Source organism: Kiloniella spongiae (assembly GCF_001026905.1).
GTDB lineage: Bacteria > Pseudomonadota > Alphaproteobacteria > Kiloniellales > Kiloniellaceae > Kiloniella > Kiloniella spongiae.
In genome coordinates, this window is record NZ_LAQL01000002.1 from 330,672 (window position 1) to 349,920 (window position 19,249).

The window sequence follows — 19,249 nt, forward strand, 5'->3', positions numbered from 1 at the left end:
AGATCTGTGAATACGAAAGCGTCGCGTTATACTATAAAGCATGAATGACATTTGCACCCACTTACTGGTCGTCGATGATGACACCCGGCTTCGAGAGCTTCTTCAGAAATTTCTGACTGATCAGGGCTTTATGGTCACTGCCGCTTCCAGCGCAGAAGAAGCAAGATCCAAATTGGCATCTTTATCGTTCGATCTTTTGATTCTCGACATAATGATGCCCGGAGAAAGTGGACTAGATCTCACCAAATCTCTACGGGAAAAGGATGATGTCCCCATACTACTTCTAACGGCTATGGGCGAAACAAGTGATCGTATTAGTGGATTGGAAGTCGGGGCTGATGATTATCTATCAAAACCCTTTGAACCAAGAGAGCTTGTCTTGCGTATAAATGCTATTTTAAAACGCATGCAAACGACTGCCCCCATCACTGAATTTTCAACAGAAAATGTTGTTTTTGGGTCTTTCAGGTTTGACGTTCGCAAATCCCAACTCTGGAACAATGATGAGTTCATTCATCTGACCGATGTAGAGGCCGCTCTTCTGAAAACTCTGGCTCAGCAGGCAGGTACAGCAGTCGGACGCGATGACTTGATTGAGGATGGATCAGAACTTTCCAATACACGAAGTGTCGATGTACAGGTAACTCGTCTTCGCCGTAAGATTGAACAGGACCCGAAATATCCACGGTTTCTTCAAACAATCCGCGGCGTCGGATACATTCTGAAAACTGATTAATGAACAGCACCCCCACAGAAGAAACCTTTCTTGATGAAGAAGAGGCAGTTCCTCAAAAAAGAAAACGCCCTTTCTTTCTAAAACGATTTCTTCCCAAGTCCCTTCTTGGGCGTTCCCTTATTATTATTATCACCCCTCTGTTACTGGTACAGGCTATTTCAGTATGGGTGTTTTATGATCGACATTATGAAACGGTCACCAAACGTTTGGCTCAGGGTATAGCTGGTGACATTGCAACAGCAATTTTACTTCTTGAAGATGCGCAAACGCCTTATGAAAAAGCCAATGTTTTCCAACTCATGCAAAAAACGGCTGACCTGTCCCTGACACTCCATCACGGAATTGAGTTGCCACCCGTTCACTGGCAACCGGGATGGTCCGTTCTGGAGCGTCGACTTGATCAGGCCATTAACGATCAACTTATCAAAAATCTTAACGCAGACTATCAATACGAAATTGATACCACCAGTTTGGCCGATCAGGTAAAGATACAAATTGAATTGGACAATGCCGTATTACTGGTCCTGGTTCCCAGCAAACGACTTTTCACCTCAACAACTTATCTCGTTATTCTCTGGATGGTTGGGTCATCTGTTATCACCTTTGGTGTTGCCGTTATTTTCATGCGCAATCAGGTCCGTCCTATCCAGCGTCTTGCCCGGGCAGCAGAAAGTTTTGGTAAAGGCCGTGATGTGAAGGGGTTCAAACCCGAAGGCGCAACAGAAGTCAGGCAGGCGTCCGGCGCATTTATCCGCATGAGATCACGGATAAAACGACAGGTGGAGCACCGCATGGCAATGCTGGCTGGTGTAAGCCACGACCTAAGAACACCGCTCACCAGGATGAAACTTCAGTTGGCCATGTCAGGACAGTCAGAAGATACTAAAAATCTGCAAACTGACGTTTCTGAGATGGAGAAGATGATCGATGGCTATCTCGCCTTTGCCCGCGGAGAAGGTCGGGAACAAACCGCGTCTTGCAACGTTTCCACATTGTTAAAAGGATTGATGCAGCAACTAAGCTTCAACAACAATCCGATTGATTTACATATTGAGCAGGAAATTAACATTCAGCTTCGGCAAGAAAACTTCAAGCGCGCAATTAGTAATCTGGTCACAAACGCACAACGCTATGGCAGCCATGTGATGATGTGCGTCAGAAAAAAATCAAACGATAATGACGAATTTCTTGAAATAACCATCGATGACGATGGTCCAGGTATCCCCGAAGAACACAGAAGAGATGTCCTCAAGCCATTCTTTCGATTAGAGCAGTCCCGTAATCAAGCAACTGGCGGTGTCGGATTAGGGCTTTCAATCGCCAACGACATTATCAGTAACCATGGCGGCGATCTCTCATTGGAAGATGCTCCTGGTGGTGGATTACGCGCAAGAATTACTCTTCCGTTTTAGATCTCAGTATATATCAGAGCCTAATGCATCCGACTTCCATTTGGCACTTTATGATCAGGGGATAACAAAACAATTGCCTCTTCTTCATCTGAAGCACCAAGAATCAGAATTTCCGACATAAACTTACCAATCTGGCGTGGCGGAAAGTTCACAACGGCCATGACTTGTCTTCCGACAAGAGTTTCAGGCGTATAATGCTCTGTAATTTGAGCAGATGATTTACGAACACCTATTTCGTCGCCAAAATCCACCCACAATTTAATCGCGGGGCGGCGAGCTTCGGGATAGGGTTGCGCATCAACAACAGTTCCAGCTCTGATATCAACTTTAAGAAAATCATCAAACGTCAATTCGTTACTCATAAAATTTATCCCTCTATAGACAGAGCGAAATAATTATACGTAACACATTAAAAGGCAAGAATAGCTAAGCTGCTTTTGATTTACAGGGTGTCCTAGCACTCCCCGAGCAACGCCTTGCTATTGTGTCTAGTCGTCCTAAAACCTTATCAAGCTTAGCCATGGTCTTACCCAAATCATCGCTGTCATCATTCAACCAGATATAGAGTACAGAGAGGTAAGCAAATGAAAAAGCTTTTACTCTCAAAACACCCCGAAGTCCCGATGTCGAGAGACCTGCAGCTTCCAGCATTAAAGGCATTGATCGCTTCAAATTACAAAGAAACAGCAATGCCGAAACAGGGTCTCGGCGACCATCTTTGGCGATTGCTTTCAAACCTTCTTTATATGGTGCAAGTGCATCAAACCTGTTCATACAAAGCTCAAACAGCCTGTCTTTCGCTGGCTGTTCAAGGTAATCATTATCATGTTCTTCGAGAACACCTTGGTCCGCTTGCCCAGATACAAAGCACAAAATAGAGTTTTTGGAAGGAAAAATCTGATGCAAATCAGACAAAGATACTTTTGATGCAACAGAAATTTCGGCAAGAGACAAACTTGTCCACCCCCTTTCAACAGCCAAAGACATGGCTGTTGAAACAATATGTTGGGGTATTTCTGATTTTTTCATCACTACTCTCCCCACAATGAAGATATCTTTATTATATAGGGTGAAACGCAGAGATTAAAAGGCAGCTTACTTACTCATTGAGTTCCAACTCAAAAGAAATATTTCCAGCCTAAGACAACTCTTCACTACGTCTTGCCGCAGCAGCCACAGCCTTGCTCATAACAGGCTGTAAACCATCATCGGCCATAAGAACCTCCAGTGCAGCTTGTGTCGTTCCATTGGGACTCGTGACGTTTATACGCAGTTGACTGGGGCTGTCATCAGAAAGCCTGAGAAGCTCACCAGCACCAGATACCGTTGTATCGGCCAATTTACGAGCCAACTCTTTCGATAACCCCGCATCAACGCCAGCTTGAGCCAAGCATTCGGACAGATAAAAAATATAGGCCGGTCCACTGCCTGAAACACCCGTAACCGCATCAATCTGATCTTCGCTGTCAAGCCAGGCAATTTCACCAACAGCTGCCATGAGTTCCTCGCACACGCTAGCCTGTTCTTTACTGACATTTTGATTTCCATAAAGAACAGTCATACCACGAGACACTGCAGCAGGAGTATTTGGCATCGTCCGCACAATTGCAGTCTCTGCCCCTAGATGTTCTTCAAAAAATGAAATTGTTTTCCCCGCAATAACAGAAAGAAACACGGCCCCGTGTTTTGCATAGCTTTGATAATCGGCAATAGCTCCCTCAATCATCTGTGGCTTAACAGCAAAAAGAACATAATCAGGATGAAATGAGTTTCCCAGGTCAGTCAGGGTCTCTACTGCGCGAACACCCTGTTCGGCAAAGGGCCGCATGTAATCAGCTTGAGCAGAGGGATCAATAATAGAAACCTGTGATCCCTTCAAACCACGATCCAGCCATCCTTGTAGCATTGCGCCGCCCATCTTGCCACAACCAACAAGCAGCAAGGTACCATTGTTAAGCATATTCAGCGTCCTGTTCTAAGCCTTAAGAAACAGAACTCTACGCTTCTCCTGCCGTATCCATCAAGGCAAGATCAACAGCATTTAATTCGGAATCCCCCCCAGAGGATACCAATTGGATCGCAGGGATAAGACGATCCCACTCTGCAACTGCGGTTGCGACCAGATCTTCGGTTTGATCTTGAGAGAAACCATCTTGCCCTCTTAATGGCACAGTATGCCGATAAGCAGGCCCCCCGGTTTCGGGAACCAAATCAAAATGCCCAAGCCAGAGCTGGTTGTTGACAGAAATCAACAGTTCGCAAATACGGCTTTTGGCCAACTGAGGAATAACAACCTCACCATGGCAGGCAAAAAACATCGCCTGTAATTCGCTTTGCCATTGAAAATGAAGATGAAGTGGTCCCCAATGTCCTTCAATCACTGCCAGAAGCTCGAAATCACTTTCGCGCTCGAAATCCCAGTTATAGTCCAGGATCCATTCTTCGATAGCATCAATAGGATTGAAAGGTAGTCGCTCATTCGTAGTTTCTGAGTTCATTGCACTAACCCCTCACTAAATATAGTTGAGCAAGATACAATAGTTACCGCCACAATCCATATATTGAATCAATGTGACAGAATACTACCAAATGTAGTGTGACACAGAACGAATCTTGGGATCAAGAAAAAACGTAAAATAAAAGCCCGAACACTGCCCGGGCTTTTACTTAATACATAAAGCTGTCATCTACTCAGAAATAGAATTCAAGCCAAGCCTGTCAGCGTCATATTTACGATAATCTAGTCAGCTTTCTTGGGCCCTGTTTTTTTAGTTGAAGCAGCCCGAGGTGGCGATTTTGTTGCTCCTTCCAGCTTAGCCAGTCTTGCTTCAAGCGCAGTGACTTTTTCGGCAAGGTCTTCGCTTTCTTCACGGGCTTTGACGGCAACTGCTTTCATAACATCGAACTCTTCTCGAGGAACAACATCCATCTGTGTGATAATGCGTTCAAACTGCTCACGAATCCGAGCTTCGACCTCTCCTCTCATGCCTGCGGCAGCACCCATGGCACTGCTGGCAACTTTAGCCAGATCATCGAGGATACGATTTTGAGTTTGCATGTCTTTGCCTTTCACATTGTAAGTCTTCGCAGGGTCATCCGATTTCGACTCACATTTTTGACTTTATTTGAGCCTAATATGGCGCTTTGATCACTCGGCTTCAACCTTGTTCCTTATCGTTTAAGCAAAGTTCTCAAAAAATATCCTTAAAATATCGATGCAAAAGCTTCTCTATAGCTTCTCAAAAGCATATATAGGGAATCAGAAGATATATCACGAAAGGCTTCAAGCATGTTTCTCGTTACTGGCGGCGCTGGTTTTATTGGGTCAAACCTCGTTGCATCCCTTGTTGAACAGGGTAAATCCGTTGTCGTCAGCGATTGGCTTGGCCATGGTGACAAATGGCGTAATCTGGCAAAACATGAACTTGAAGACATTATAAAGCCCGAAACACTTCCCGAGTTTTTGGCTGAAAATGCTGATAAACTTGAAGGTGTTTTCCACATGGGGGCCATTTCGTCGACGACCGAAACCGACGGTGACGCTCTTATGGAAAACAATTTTAAACTCAGCAAAGACCTTTGGCATACCTGTGCCAAACACAAAGTGCCTTATATCTATGCGTCATCCGCAGCGACCTATGGTGATGGAGAGCACGGCTTTGATGACGAAGAAGATATTGCTCATCTCGCCAGACTCCAGCCTCTAAATGGCTATGGCTGGAGCAAGCAACTCTTTGATCGCTGGATAGCACGCCGAATAGAAAACAACGCCCCTCAACCGCCACAGTGGGCCGGCCTCAAATTTTTTAATGTCTATGGCCCAAATGAGTATCATAAAGGTGGCCAGGCAAGTGTTGCTTTTCACCTTTTCAACCAGGTTATGTCGGGTGACGCTGCAAAATTATTTCAGTCCCACCATCCTGATTATTCTGATGGCGGACAGTTGCGTGACTTTATCGCAGTTGAAGATTGCGTGCGCGTTATGATGTGGCTAAAGGACAATCCAACCGTTAGTGGCCTGTTTAACGTCGGAACAGGTCAGGCAAGATCTTTCGTCGATTTGGCTCGGGCTGTATTCTCGGCAATAAATCGTAATGAGAATATCAAATACGTCCCAACGCCAGAGAATATCCGTGATAAATACCAATATTTTACCGAAGCCCGTATGACTAAGCTCAAAGAGGCTGGGTACGATCATTCCTTCACATCTTTGGAAGAAGGTGTTCAGCGTTACGTGACAGAATTTCTTGCACAGGAAGACTCATACAAATGACACAGGAACTGGTCTTCGCGGCACTCACCTATCCGGAAATTGACCCCATAGCGATTAGCTTGGGCCCCTTGGCAATACGCTGGTATTCCCTAGCCTATATCTTCGGAATTATGCTGGGTTGGCGCTATTGCCGCTGGCTTTGCTTTCAGGCCCCGAGGCAGTTGCGTCCGATAGCGATGGATGATTTTATCGTCTGGGCAACACTCGGAATTATTCTCGGGGGCAGACTGGGCTACGTACTGTTTTATAACTTCACCTATTTCCTTTATAATCCATTGGAAATTTTTGCCGTCTGGCAAGGTGGGATGAGCTTCCATGGAGGGTTACTGGGCGTTATCACAGCCATGGTACTCTTTGCCCGCAAAGAGAAAGTACACTTTCTTGCCCTGGCCGACATCATCGCCTGTGCAACACCAATTGGTCTGTTCTTTGGTCGTCTCGCAAACTTTATCAACGGCGAGTTATTTGGACGCGTAACAACAGCTGAAATTGGTATGGTCTTTCCGAATGGGGGACCTCTGCCTCGCCATCCAAGTCAACTCTACGAAGCAGGTCTCGAAGGACTGACCTTGCTTCTAATCCTCTATCTCGTTGCTCGCACAGGGGGTCTTCGTCGCAGAGGTCTAACAGCTGGCTTGTTTCTTGTTGGGTACGGCCTGTCCAGAACAATTGTTGAATTTTTCAGAGAACCAGACGCCCACATCGGCTTCCTCTTTGCTGAAATAACAATTGGGCAGCTTTTGTCATCACCCATGATACTGGTTGGTATAGGTCTTATTGTGCTGGCTTTCCGGCAACCACTCCAAACAACCGGACCTGAATTCAAGCCGGAAGACATATCACCCAAAGAAGCGGATAAAGCGGCAAAAAAGAAAGCTTCATCGAATAAGAAATGAATACAACGCCAAAAAAGAGATCACTTTTTGAAAGCTTTCGTCGACGCATAAAGCTCGAAGGTGCAATATCTGTCGCCGACTATATGGCTGATGTTCTGATCGCCCCCACGCATGGTTATTATATGTCGAATGAGCCTTTTGGTGTATCCGGAGATTTCATTACCTCCCCGGAAATAAGCCAGATGTTCGGCGAACTGATTGGCTTTTGGTGCGCAGATACATGGTACAACATGGGTGGCCCGACTGAAATCCATTTGATTGAGATGGGTCCGGGCCGCGGCACACTCATGAGCGACCTCATGCGGGCCGCTGCGATGGTCCCCGGTTTTCACCAGGCTGTGAAAATACACCTGATAGAAGTAAGCCCAAAGCTGAGAAAAAAACAAAAAGAAGCCCTAAACGGATACAACGTCAGTTGGTATGATGATTTAACAGACCTCCCTACTGGACCCTGCATCTTTATTGCCAATGAATTCTTTGATGCCTTGCCCATTCGGCAATTTGAACGTTCTCCCAAAGGTTGGTGCGAGCGGTTAATTACTTTGAACGAAGGTGAAACAGGTCTCGTCTTTACGCTTTCGCCCCCCGCAAAAGCAATTGAAACGATTATCCCCAAAGAGTTAGTTGATAGTCATGAGGGAGCGGTCGTCGAGCTTTCATCCATAGCCGCCAATGTTTCAGCCCAGATTTCAAACCATATTACCCAATATGGCGGGGTCGCCCTTTTCGTAGATTATGGCTGGGGAACGCCAACGGCAAAGCCAAGTTTACAAGCTATCCGCAATCACAAAAAGCACAATGTCTTGCTGGAACCGGGTACAGCCGACCTTTCCGCCTTTGTTGATTTCCCCACGCTGCAAAAATCAGCCAAAGCAAATGGTGTCTCTGTTCATGGCCCCCTCAACCAAGGGGATTTTTTACGAAGTCTTGGGATTGAACAACGCGCCGAGATGTTACGTCTAAATGCAGATGAAAAGCAGGCCATTGATATCACCGCAGCGGAACATCGTTTAACTGATCCCAGCCAGATGGGGGATCTCTTTAAAGTGATGGCGCTTACGAGACCAGATCAGCCAACACCAGCTGCATTCCCAGAACAAAAGGAAACACCATGATTAAAAGCCCTGCGCTGGACCAACACAACGGCATCAAACATGGTTTTCTCACCCGGCAAGATGGAGTAAGCCAGGGCCTGTATTCATCACTCAACTGCGGGTACGGTGCAGATGAAGCAAATGAAAACGTAACCAGAAACAGAACGATTGCGCTTGAGCGCATCGGGTGTTCACAAGCAAAGCTTGTGACGGGCTATCAAATTCATTCCGCAAATGTAGAGATTGTCAAAACGCCCTGGAATTGTCCCGAGGATGCGCCCCAGGTCGATGCCTTGGTCACCAACCAAACAGAGATCGCATTGGGCATTATGACCGCAGATTGTGCACCTGTGCTTTTTGCTGACCCTGATGCACGGATAATTGGTGCAGCACACGCAGGCTGGCAAGGTGCTTTCAAAGGTGTGACCGACAGCACGATTGACGCGATGGAAAGCCTTGGCGCAACCAGATCAAATATCTACACCGCAATAGGCCCTTGTATTGCGCAAGCCTCTTATGAAGTAGGTGCCGAATTTGCACATCGTTTCTTTGAGGAAACTGATGATAACATGGCTTACTTCATCCCCTCCCCCAGAGAAGGAAAATTTCTTTTTGATCTTCGCCAGTATGTGGGAGACCGATTGAAGAAATCAGGTGTAAAACAGGTGTCCATTTCCAAAAACGACACATATGCCGAAGAGAACCACTTTTTCAGCTACCGCCGCTCATGCCACAGAAAAGAAGCTGATTACGGCAGAGGCATATCCATTATATCACTTGAAAGAACAAGCTAATGCCTCACCTAATTCTCTTCTTTCTAATGTGTATTCTCGGAATTCTCGCGACCTGCAGTTTCATGTGATTACTGATTTGGTCCAGATATCTATGCCTCCACTTCATCGCTCAATCATATGATAAAGTTTCTCCCTCTCCTCTTCATCTTGGTGATAGCGGCCTGTGGTCCTCTGCCGCGTCCTTTCATGGCACAGGAACCAGATAGTAATCCACTACTTCAGTTAGAGAACACGCGTCCTCTTGCGGTTGAGCCACCGATCTTTCAGCTAAAAGAAACAAATTTAGAAACAACAGATCTTACGCTTTGGGCACAGGACAACCTAAGCCAGGCTTTAAGAGATCAAGATCTACCTGCAGCAAACGATGCCTTTGCCTCAAATAGTTTGCATCTTTACAGCAGCTTTGAAACAGAACGTGTTGCAGGTAATCAAATTTTACTAAGCCTCAAAGTCAGGATTACGGAAACAACAGCGCCTGATCGTTTTCTGATAGAATTAGAGGAAAAAACAAAGATACCCAGGATACACTTGAAAAAAAATCCGAAGTCTGTCCTGACCGAGTTAATAAAAAGAGCATCACAGAACGTTAGCCATAAGATTGCACAACTGGATCAAGAAACAGGTCCACAGCCCCAAACAGCAGATTATGTCTCTATCCAACTCGCGTCCCTGCCTGACGATCTGGATACAAGAACCAAAAAAGTTCTGGAAAACGAGTTAAGAGCATCATTTCAAATCAGAAAGCTTTATTTGACCCGCCAGACAACGGAAGCCTTTGTTTACAAGCTCAAGCTAAAAATTGACCTGTCAAAACAAAACGAACAAGGCTTTTTGTCCCTGCTTTGGAGTCTTGAGGATAGTGCAAACGGCGAAGAAATCGGCCAAATCAGCCAAACAAATCCAATTCCCAACCTTCCTCTTTCGCGTATACTGATTCCGGCCTCCGAGGCAATCGCAGAGGGAACCGCCATGGGAATCAAGGATCTACTGCAACAAAAGAGTCTTCAAAATCAAACTGTTCTGAAATAACAAAGAAATGAATCTTTATGGGCGTTTACAGAAAAGACTGAGATTGCTAAGTTCCGCCCGTCCAATATGAAAACTGCCGACAAGTCGTGTGTTACGGCTTGTCCAGCCTAGCCGGGGATTTTGGCGTGAAGATCTTAACGGGTAACAGCAACCGACCATTGGCCGAGGCCATTTCTGCATATTTGAACCTTCCACTGACAAAAGCATCAGTACGACGGTTCTCTGATGAAGAAGTTTTTGTGGAAATCCACGAAAACGTGCGCGGTGAAGATGTATTTATTATTCAACCGACATCCTATCCTACCAATGACAATCTTATGGAACTTTTGGTAACGATAGATGCACTAAAACGCAGCTCTGCAAGCCGCATAACAGCCGTTATGCCGTATTATGGCTACGCGCGGCAGGATCGTAAATCCAGCCCCCGTACACCGATTTCGGCCAAACTGGTTGCAAACCTAATCCAAACTGCCGGGGCGGATCGCGTTCTGACCATGGATCTCCATGCAGGACAGATTCAAGGTTTCTTTGACATTCCTACAGATAATCTTTTTGCAGCACCCGTGTTTATAAAAGACATTCAGGAACGCATGTCCAAAGGACCTCTGACAATCGTATCACCTGATGTTGGTGGTGTTGTGCGTGCCCGTGCTATTGCAAAGCGTCTTGACGCTGATCTTGCGATCATCGACAAACGTCGTGAAAAAGCAGGTGTTTCAGAAGTTATGAACATCATCGGCGACGTCAAAGGTCAACGGTGTATTCTTATCGATGACATCGTGGATTCGGCTGGTACGCTCTGCAATGCGGCTGGTGCTTTGAAGGATGCTGGCGCAACAGCTGTTTCAGCTTACATTTCCCACGGAGTTTTATCAGGTGGCGCCGTTGCACGTGTTACTGCTTCTCCGCTTGAAGAACTTGTAACAACAGACTCAATCCAAGCGACAGAAGCTGTTCGTGTTGCACACAACATGCGTCAAATTTCGGTCGCCCCGCTAATGGGTGAAGCAATGCGCCGCATTAGTGACGAACAATCCGTATCCTGTCTGTTTGACTGATTACGGCTAATTACTGCGGATTGATTTGACGAATAGTTCTCGCCCGTATACAAGACGGGCGAATTCTCTGGCACAGCACCCCTGGAGGCTGGCCAGTTACTGCATCGGCGGAGCAAATGCTCTGCCGCTGTCATTTTACTTTTGGAGACTAAAATGAGTGATATCACAAAAGTGAGCGCTGAAGCTCGCGATAGAGCCGGCAAGGGGCCCGCTCGTGCCGCTCGTCGTGCAGGCCTTGTTCCTGCCGTCATCTACGGTGCTAAAAAAGACCCTGTCATGATTAACCTGGACCCACGTCCAATCACGAAAGAGTACAACTCTGGCCACTTTGGCACCCGTCTTTGGGAAATCGAAGTTAATGGCAAAAAAGAGCGTACACTTCCACGTGACATTCAATTGCACCCTGTAACAGACATGGTTGAACACGTTGACTTCCTTCGCGTTTCTGCGAAGACATCTGTTAACGTTATGATTCCTGTAAACTTCATCAACGAAGACGACTGTCCAGGCCTTAAGCAGGGTGGTGTTCTTAACGTTGTACGTTACGATATCGAACTTTCTTGCCGCGCAGACCATATTCCAGAAAATATCGAAGTTGATATGGCTGGTATTGAATTGGGTGACAGCGTTCACATTTCTTCCGTTAAGCTTCCAGACGGCACAGAGCCAGTAATTTCCGATCGTGACTTCACAATCGCAACAATTGCTGTACCAAGCTCTGTTAAATCTGCGAAAGCTGATGAAGAAGGCGACGCAGAAGAAGCCGCTGGTGAAGAAGCAGCAGCACCAGCTGAAGAATAAGATATCTCTCTTTTGATCTGAACCGAGAGGTTAAACTGACATGCTATTGTTTGTAGGTCTCGGTAATCCAGGTCAGAAGTACGAGAATAACCGACACAACATCGGTTTTATGGCGGTGGACGATATTGTCCACCGCCATAATTTTTCGCCTTGGCGTTCCCGCTTTCAGGGAAAGACCTCAGAAGGCAGAATCGGTTCGGAGAAAATCCTGATCCTCAAACCTGAAACCTATATGAACGAATCAGGCCGGGCCGTTGGTGAAGCAATCCGCTTTTTTAAAATTGATCCAGAAGATGTTTTTGTCTTCTATGACGAACTTGATCTTGCCCCTGGTAAACTTCGTATCAAGAAATCGGGTGGGTCTGGTGGTCACAATGGCATCAAGTCAATTGATGCACATATAGGGAAAGAATATTGGCGCTTGCGGATGGGTATTGGTCATCCAGGCAGCAAAGAACGCGTCACAGGCCATGTTCTTGGTGATTTTTCAAAAACTGATCATGATTGGCTCGGAAAAGAAATCGATGCTATTTCCCGGCACATAGATCTTCTTGTGAAGGATGACACTCCAGGCTTTATGTCTAAGGTTGCTCAGGACGTTGCGCCACCGAAGCAAAAGAAAGCTCCGGCACAAAAGGCATCCCCAGAAGTGTCCAAAAGTGACAAAAATACTTCTAAAGTAGTAAAGCCAGAAACAACCAAAGCAAAAGATCCTGCCAAAAATTCCAAAGACGGATGGCAATCGACCTTGGCTAACTGGTTCAGTAATAGTAAAACCCCCCAAGATTAGTGATTACTTCCAGCCACAGGCTGATTAAATGAACAACTGTTCTCGGCGTTACGCATCACGCTTTTACGAGAACCATAGTGAAAGGGAATACCCATGGGTTTCAACTGCGGCATCGTCGGCTTGCCGAACGTAGGCAAATCCACGCTTTTCAATGCGCTGACGGAAACAGCAGCAGCAGAAGCGGCTAACTATCCTTTCTGCACCATCGAACCAAACGTTGGCCGGGTTTCTGTGCCCGATCCACGTCTGGATAAGATTGCAGCCATTGCTAGCTCACAAAAAATTATTCCAACGCAGCTTGAGTTCGTCGATATCGCCGGTCTTGTTCGTGGCGCCTCCAAAGGCGAAGGCATGGGAAACGAGTTTCTTGGCAACATTCGTTCTGTTGATGCAATCGTTCATGTTCTACGTTGCTTTGACGGCGAAGTAACACATGTTGACGGCTCTGTTGATCCTGTGCGGGACGCCGAGACAGTAGAGACAGAACTTCTGATTGCTGATCTTGAATCCGTTGAAAAGCAGATCGCCTCGAATGCAAAACGGGCAAAAGGCGGCGATAAAGAAGCCAAAGCCAAGCTTGAAGTTCTAAACATCGTTGTGGAAGTCCTCCAGGAAGGCAAACCAGCGAGAACAGCCGACATCTCTTCTGATCAGCTCTCCATGTACAATCAGCTTCAACTGCTAACTGCCAAGCCCGTTCTTTATGTTGCAAACGTTGAAGAAGAGAATGCTGCAGGCGGGAATGATTATTCCAAGAAGGTTGATGAAATGGCCGCTGCATCTGGCGGTGTTAGCGTCATTATTTCTGCAGCAATCGAAGCGGAAGTTGCTTCTCTCTCCGATGCAGAAGAAAAAGCAGAATTTCTTGCGGATCTGGGTTTGGAAGAAACTGGCTTGAAAAGAATTATCGCGGCAGGTTACGGCCTCCTTGGCCTGCTAACATTCTTCACCGTCGGCCCCAAAGAAGCACGGGCATGGACAGTTGTGGAAGGATCTACAGCTCCCAATGCCGCGGGCGCTATTCACACGGACTTTGAACGTGGCTTCATCCGTGCGGAAACAATCGCCTATGACGATTACATTGAATGCAATGGTGAACAAGGCGCTAAAGATGCCGGGAAAATGCGCGCTGAAGGAAAAGAGTATACCGCGAAAGATGGCGATATATTCCACTTCCGTTTCAACGTGTAGAAGTCACCTTACCCCGAGCGTAGATTCAAAAAAGGCGGTATTTAGTACTGCCTTTTTTATGTCCGACTTATAGAATAAATATTATCGTATCTACCAATACTCTGGATAGGAGCGATTTCTGGACAGGTTATTGGTTATCAGTCCTACGCACAAAATAACAAGCGCCCCGCTCAATACAGGCGTAAAGATAAAAGTCCAATCCGCCCCTTCCAACATTACCACAAGCGGTGTCGCACCTGCCGGAGCATGAAGCGTCCGTGTTAGCTGCATCAAAGCAATTGCCGTTGCAACAGCAACCCCCATGGCAAACCAGTCGGCACCAAATAACTCCAGGACAACCAGCCCAACCAAAGCAGCAAGCAAATGACCAAGAACCAGACTGCGTGGTTGCGCCAAAGGACTATTGGGAACACCAAAGACCAGTACACAGCTTGCTCCAAAAGGTGCCATAAAGAAAGGCGCACCCGCTTGATCTGACAACCAGGCAATAGCGCCAATCGCCACCAGAGCACCTAACCAACTCCACCAGATATGGCTTACGCTGGGGACAACAGGAACAGCCGTTCCTTTACCCAAATATTTCACGAGATAATTTTTCATCCTATAGTCCCAAAGCATAAACCCAGTTTGCGTCCATAAGACGATATAAGTTAAACATACTGATCGTTCTATTTTTATATTATTATCTTATCATCAGCTTTATGGATTGAACCGCTCGAACACTGTTCAAGCTTCATTTTAACTTTCGTTCGGAACATCAAAGGCCACAATCACACCACAAGCATCGTTTCCCTGTACGCTGATGCGTGAATCACCTTCTTTTTGATAACCAACCCTGTACTGATCAAAATAAGCCTGTGTGGCGTTTAAATCTTCTACCCACAAGTGGAAAGCAATCATGTAGCTATCAAGACTCAAATCTTTTGGTTCAATTCCCGGATAGAAACGACTGATATCTTCAGGGGCAATGAAGCGTAGAACCTGTTTTCGCTCACTCACCAGAACATCAATACACCCATCGGCGACGATAACAGCATCTTCACCAAAAAATTCCGAGTACTTTGTAATGACATCACTTGGATTTACGGTAGCATAGACAACCCGCCTGATCCCACAAGCACCATTGGCATGCTCAAGCCATTGCTTTTGCCATACAACATCAGGCGTTTTGTGGTCGCACACAAAAGAAGAGACCTTGGGGCTAACCTGACTGTCGTATCGCAGAAGCTCGAAGGCAGGCATAACATCACCATGTTCGAGTTCCAAGATTCGCTTCAAATCTTTGGGGCCATCAATAGGAACACCTATTTTTTGCAGACAAGCTGCTGTCTGACCGATGTCTTCACTTCTGAATGCAAGCCCTAGCCCCCCCTGCCCGGTTTCCAGAAAAACATCCAAACCGTTAGTGTCCTGGCTTTTGTCCACGATGCCGATAAGTTCCAGATAATCGTTCGGAAACATGATGCAATAATTGGCCGTGCCCCAACCGATGTGACGCCCCCTAGGCGTTAGGCGAAACCCCAGGCGCAGGTAGAGATGGCGCGCTTCTTCCAACTGCTGCACCCCAATCAAGAGATGATCAATCCCCTTGAGAGATGAACTAAAAAGCATTCAATTTTTCCTTTAGTAATCGTCGGCAAATACAGCCTACTCTATCCAGAACGATATAGTAATCCCCGATATTCACCAGAAATACTCGCAAACATATTACAGGAGAAAAGATCCCTGAAAACGGCACAAAAAAAGGCTGCTCAAATTGAGCAGCCTTTTTCGTAAACCAAGAGAACGTCTTAGTGAACTTTCGCAAATACCTTACGCTTTGCAGCATACATAACCAGTGTGAAGATGATCAGAAAGATCATAACTTTCACGCCCGTATTTTTCCGTGCTTCAAGCTTAGGTTCAGCTGCCCACATCATGAAATGACTGACATCAGCTGCCATTTGATCAACAGTTGCCGCAGTACCATCACCATATTCAACAGAATCTTCTGAAAGTGGCGGGGCCATAGCAATCAGGTGTCCTGGGAAATATTTGTTGTAGCTCAAATCACCAGTTTCAAAACCTTCTGGCGCATCTTCGTAACCCGTCAACAGAGCACGTACAAAGCTTGGTCCACCAACACGAGCTTTCGCCATTAGAGAAAGATCAGGTGGTGCCTTCCCGCCGTTTGAAGCTGCTGCAGCTTTTTCGTTGGGGAATGGTGATGGGAAATAATCGGACGCGATAGCATTGCGCTCAAACATTTCACCTTCATCATTTGGTCCATCTTCAACTGTATACTCGGATGCGATAGCTTTGATTTCATCAACATTGTATCCGAGATCAGCCAAGTTACGGAATGCAATCAAGTCAAGTGAATGACATGCAGAGCAAACTTCTTTGTAAACTTGAAACCCGCGTTGCAGCGAAGCTTTGTCATAGGTGCCAAAAACACCGTCAAAGCTCCATTCATATTTAGGCAATGGCACAGCGTCTCCAGCTGAATAAGCAGGAACTGTTGCAAAGCCCAAGGCCGCAGCAAAGAGGCCAGACAGAATTTTCTTCATTAGTCGTTCCTCTCTCAAGATTTCAATACAGCTTCATGAATAGAGCTTGGTAATTCACGCGGACGTTCAATCATCGGCAGAATTACAGGAAGCAATATCAAGAAGTGGAAGAAGTAATATGCAGTCGCAATCTGGCTTGCAACAACGTACCAACCTTCGGCTGGCTTACCGCCAAGGTACCCAAGGAAAAGGCCGTTAAGAAGGAAGATCCAGAAGAAAACACGCGCAACAGGACGGAATTTACAACTGCGAATTTTTGAACGATCCAACCACGGTAGAACAAACAGAACGGCAATCGCACCGAACATGGCAAGAACGCCACCAAGCTTATCAGGAACGGCACGCAAGATCGCATAGAAAGGCAGGAAGTACCATTCAGGAACGATATGCGCTGGTGTCGATAGTGGGTTCGCCGGAATATAGTTATCCGGGTGCCCCATATAGTTTGGTGCCCAGAATAAGAACCCAGCAAACAGTATCAAGAAAACACCAAGACCGAACAGATCTTTAATGGTGTAATAAGGCTGGAATGTCAGGCTGTCCTGAGGACCTTTCATATCGATACCAAGCGGGTTGTTCGATGTGACAGTGTGAAGAGCCACAATGTGAAGAACAACAACAGCGACGATAATGAATGGCAACAGATAGTGCAGCGCAAAGAAACGGTTCAGTGTCGGGTTATCAACAGAGAAACCACCCCAGAGCCAGGTAACGATACTTTCACCAACAACAGGAATAGCTGAGAAAAGGTTCGTAATAACCGTTGCACCCCAGAAACTCATTTGCCCCCATGGAAGAACATATCCCATGAACGCAGTCGCCATCATCAACAAGAAGATAACAACACCAAGCTGCCAAAGAAGTTCACGCGGTGCTTTATAAGATCCGTAGTACAATCCACGCATAATGTGGATATAAACGGCAATAAAGAAGAACGATGCCATATTCATGTGGATATAACGGATCAACCAACCGTTATTCACATCACGCATGATACGCTCAACAGAGTTAAAAGCCATATCGACATGCGGTGTGTATTGCATCGCAAGGATGATACCCGTTACGATCATTGTCACCAGAGCAAATCCGGCAAGCGATCCAAAATTCCAAAGATAGTTCAGGTTCTTTGGCATTGGGTATTCGTAAAGGGTGTGATGTCCCATAGAGATTAGAGGCAGACGATCCTCAACCCACTGGACGACTTTATTATTCGTTTTAAAACTCATGACCTGTTCCCCCTAGCCGATCTTGATAGAGTTGTCAGTCAAGAAGACATAAGGCGGCACTTCCAGGTTTTTCGGAGCCGGTCCCTTACGAATACGTCCGGATGTATCATAGTGCGAACCATGGCAAGGACAGAACCATCCACCATAATCACCCCGTGATTCACCAGTCTTCTGACCCAGTGGCACACATCCCAGGTGTGTACAAACACCAACAAGAATGAGCCATTCAGGTTTTTCAACACGATCATCGTCAGTTTGAGGATCTGGAAGATCAGCCAGCGGAGTTTCCTCTGCAATTGCGATCTCTTCTGCCCCACGACGTCTGATAAACACAGGTTTACCGCGCCAGGTAATGGTTACGGACTGACCTTCTTCGATCGGTGACAAATCTACCTCGGTAGAAGATAGAGCCAGAACATCAGCCGAAGGATTCATAGAATCGATCATCGGCCATATTGCACCAGCAGCCCCGACAACGGTCATAGCCCCGGCCGTCAGGTACAGAAATTCACGCCGGGTCTCGCCGGACCCTTGGGCGGAACTTTCAGGATTCGCGCCGTCTGCCATTTGTGTAATCCCTATTTTCATCTCTCAAGCTTACAACTCTAGAACAAAGAGTTGCGATACGATACAGGATTTTTGGGCCATTGCCCTTGCCTAATCCTAATTGCGCCCCCATCTAAGCATCGCTGGATGCAAGAACGGATGTGACATCCTGTCGCACTTAGGACTAGTCCCATATTTAGTGACAGGGATATAAAGGATTTGTCATAGAAAGGCAAAGACTCTAAGTGTGAGTCGGACAGGAAAATAACGTTTTTTCCGTCACTTCCGTATTTATGGTCAGAATTTACGACCATATCACTGCCTCATTTTAGAGATGAACAACATGCGTCTTGCTCTTTACCAACCGGACATTCCACAAAACACAGGAACCATGCTTCGAATGGCTGCCTGCCTTGATGTTGCGGTCGACATTATCGAACCCTGTGGCTTTGTTCTCAATGATAAACGCATGAAACGATCAGGTATGGATTATCTGGATCAAACAGAGTTGGTTCGCCACACATCTTGGGACGCTTTTAATAGTAATCGCCTAAAAGATAACTATAACCGGCAACAAAATTTACAACCAAGACGCTTGATCCTGCTATCAACTAAAGCAACAGATACTTATGTGAATTTCAACTTTCAACCCGACGATATACTTATGGTTGGCAGAGAATCAGCCGGTGTCCCCGATGATGTTCATCAAGCCGTTGACCATTCTGTCCTTATTCCAATGGCAGCTGGTGTGCGTTCGCTGAACATTGCTGTATCAGCAGCTATGGTGCTTGGCGAAGCTCTGCGACAGACAGGTGGATTTCCAGTCCCAAGCACCGTATAACATTATATATTAT

At 46.3% G+C, this 19,249-nt stretch carries 22 protein-coding genes; 12 read left to right on the forward strand and 10 right to left on the reverse strand.

The features are described from left to right. The first annotated feature begins 40 nt into the window (after positions 1–40). The gene (locus WH96_RS01530) at positions 41–736 is read left to right on the forward strand and encodes a response regulator (RefSeq protein ID WP_047762358.1); all 696 of its coding nucleotides are present in this window, start codon (positions 41–43) and stop codon (positions 734–736) included. Then, positions 736–2,148: an ATP-binding protein gene (locus WH96_RS01535; RefSeq protein WP_047762359.1), complete on the forward strand. Its 1,413-nt coding sequence runs from the start codon at positions 736–738 to the stop codon at positions 2,146–2,148. Before WH96_RS01530 ends, WH96_RS01535 begins: the two co-directional genes overlap by 1 nt. A 20-nt stretch (positions 2,149–2,168) precedes the next feature. Here the strand turns inward: WH96_RS01535 and WH96_RS01540 are convergent, their stop codons facing one another. The 5 genes from WH96_RS01540 to WH96_RS01560 all read right to left on the reverse strand — a co-directional run bounded on the left by WH96_RS01540 (position 2,169) and on the right by WH96_RS01560 (position 5,206). After that, entirely contained in the window at positions 2,169–2,510 is a 342-nt protein-coding gene (locus tag WH96_RS01540; RefSeq protein ID WP_047762360.1) for a tRNA-binding protein, read from the reverse strand. 64 nt (positions 2,511–2,574) lie between these two features. Then, on the reverse strand, positions 2,575–3,177 hold the full coding sequence (locus WH96_RS01545; protein ID WP_053005547.1) for a TetR family transcriptional regulator: 603 nt from the start codon (positions 3,175–3,177) through the stop codon (positions 2,575–2,577). A 109-nt stretch (positions 3,178–3,286) separates the two neighbouring features. Next, entirely contained in the window at positions 3,287–4,108 is an 822-nt protein-coding gene (gene proC, locus WH96_RS01550) for a pyrroline-5-carboxylate reductase (protein ID WP_047762361.1), read from the reverse strand. Between the two features lie 37 nt (positions 4,109–4,145). Next, entirely contained in the window at positions 4,146–4,646 is a 501-nt protein-coding gene (locus tag WH96_RS01555) for a type III secretion system chaperone family protein (protein WP_047762362.1), read from the reverse strand. Positions 4,647–4,888: 242 nt separating this feature from the next. Next, positions 4,889–5,206, reverse strand: coding sequence for an accessory factor UbiK family protein (locus tag WH96_RS01560; RefSeq protein ID WP_047762363.1), 318 nt, complete (start codon positions 5,204–5,206; stop codon positions 4,889–4,891). 231 nt (positions 5,207–5,437) lie between these two features. On the opposite strand from WH96_RS01560, the gene rfaD reads away from it, so the two are divergent. From rfaD to ychF, 9 genes are all read left to right on the forward strand, one after another. Further along, positions 5,438–6,421 (forward strand): ADP-glyceromanno-heptose 6-epimerase, encoded by a 984-nt coding sequence (rfaD, locus tag WH96_RS01565; protein WP_047762364.1) that lies wholly within the window; start codon positions 5,438–5,440, stop codon positions 6,419–6,421. After that, positions 6,418–7,317, forward strand: a complete 900-nt coding sequence (gene lgt, locus WH96_RS01570; RefSeq protein WP_047762365.1) for a prolipoprotein diacylglyceryl transferase — start codon at positions 6,418–6,420, stop codon at positions 7,315–7,317. The genes rfaD and lgt overlap by 4 nt, the downstream gene beginning before the upstream one ends. Continuing rightward, positions 7,314–8,432: a class I SAM-dependent methyltransferase gene (locus tag WH96_RS01575; protein WP_047762366.1), complete on the forward strand. Its 1,119-nt coding sequence runs from the start codon at positions 7,314–7,316 to the stop codon at positions 8,430–8,432. The genes lgt and WH96_RS01575 overlap by 4 nt, the downstream gene beginning before the upstream one ends. Beyond that, complete coding sequence (gene pgeF / locus WH96_RS01580; protein ID WP_047762367.1) at positions 8,429–9,205, forward strand: peptidoglycan editing factor PgeF; 777 nt, start codon at positions 8,429–8,431, stop codon at positions 9,203–9,205. The genes WH96_RS01575 and pgeF overlap by 4 nt, the downstream gene beginning before the upstream one ends. 117 nt (positions 9,206–9,322) lie before the next feature. Continuing rightward, positions 9,323–10,234, forward strand: coding sequence for a hypothetical protein (locus tag WH96_RS01585; protein WP_047762368.1), 912 nt, complete (start codon positions 9,323–9,325; stop codon positions 10,232–10,234). 125 nt (positions 10,235–10,359) lie between these two features. Next, positions 10,360–11,292 carry a ribose-phosphate pyrophosphokinase gene (locus WH96_RS01590; RefSeq protein ID WP_047762369.1) on the forward strand — a complete coding sequence of 311 codons (933 nt, stop codon included), beginning with the start codon at positions 10,360–10,362 and terminating at the stop codon, positions 11,290–11,292. A gap of 153 nt (positions 11,293–11,445) precedes the next feature. Further along, positions 11,446–12,093 (forward strand): 50S ribosomal protein L25/general stress protein Ctc, encoded by a 648-nt coding sequence (locus WH96_RS01595; RefSeq protein WP_047762370.1) that lies wholly within the window; start codon positions 11,446–11,448, stop codon positions 12,091–12,093. Positions 12,094–12,133: 40 nt separating this feature from the next. Then, a complete protein-coding gene (pth, locus tag WH96_RS01600; RefSeq protein ID WP_047762371.1) occupies positions 12,134–12,883 on the forward strand; it encodes an aminoacyl-tRNA hydrolase in 750 nt (249 codons plus the stop codon). A 93-nt stretch (positions 12,884–12,976) separates the two neighbouring features. Then, positions 12,977–14,074, forward strand: a complete 1,098-nt coding sequence (ychF, locus tag WH96_RS01605; RefSeq protein ID WP_047762372.1) for a redox-regulated ATPase YchF — start codon at positions 12,977–12,979, stop codon at positions 14,072–14,074. 90 nt (positions 14,075–14,164) lie between these two features. Here ychF and WH96_RS01610 read toward each other — a convergent pair whose 3' ends face one another. From WH96_RS01610 to petA, 5 genes are all read right to left on the reverse strand, one after another. Further along, on the reverse strand, positions 14,165–14,674 hold the full coding sequence (locus WH96_RS01610) for an HPP family protein (RefSeq protein WP_047762373.1): 510 nt from the start codon (positions 14,672–14,674) through the stop codon (positions 14,165–14,167). 138 nt (positions 14,675–14,812) lie between these two features. Then, positions 14,813–15,685 carry a VOC family protein gene (locus WH96_RS01615; protein WP_047762374.1) on the reverse strand — a complete coding sequence of 291 codons (873 nt, stop codon included), beginning with the start codon at positions 15,683–15,685 and terminating at the stop codon, positions 14,813–14,815. A 179-nt stretch (positions 15,686–15,864) separates the two neighbouring features. Then, positions 15,865–16,623, reverse strand: a complete 759-nt coding sequence (locus WH96_RS01620) for a cytochrome c1 (RefSeq protein ID WP_047762375.1) — start codon at positions 16,621–16,623, stop codon at positions 15,865–15,867. 14 nt (positions 16,624–16,637) lie between these two features. Beyond that, the gene (locus tag WH96_RS01625; protein ID WP_047762376.1) at positions 16,638–17,849 is read right to left on the reverse strand and encodes a cytochrome b; all 1,212 of its coding nucleotides are present in this window, start codon (positions 17,847–17,849) and stop codon (positions 16,638–16,640) included. Positions 17,850–17,861: 12 nt separating this feature from the next. Further along, positions 17,862–18,416, reverse strand: a complete 555-nt coding sequence (petA, locus tag WH96_RS01630) for a ubiquinol-cytochrome c reductase iron-sulfur subunit (protein ID WP_047762377.1) — start codon at positions 18,414–18,416, stop codon at positions 17,862–17,864. A gap of 322 nt (positions 18,417–18,738) precedes the next feature. Between petA and WH96_RS01635 the strand changes: the two genes are divergently transcribed. After that, complete coding sequence (locus WH96_RS01635) at positions 18,739–19,236, forward strand: tRNA (cytidine(34)-2'-O)-methyltransferase (protein WP_204248093.1); 498 nt, start codon at positions 18,739–18,741, stop codon at positions 19,234–19,236. Positions 19,237–19,249 lie beyond the last annotated feature (13 nt).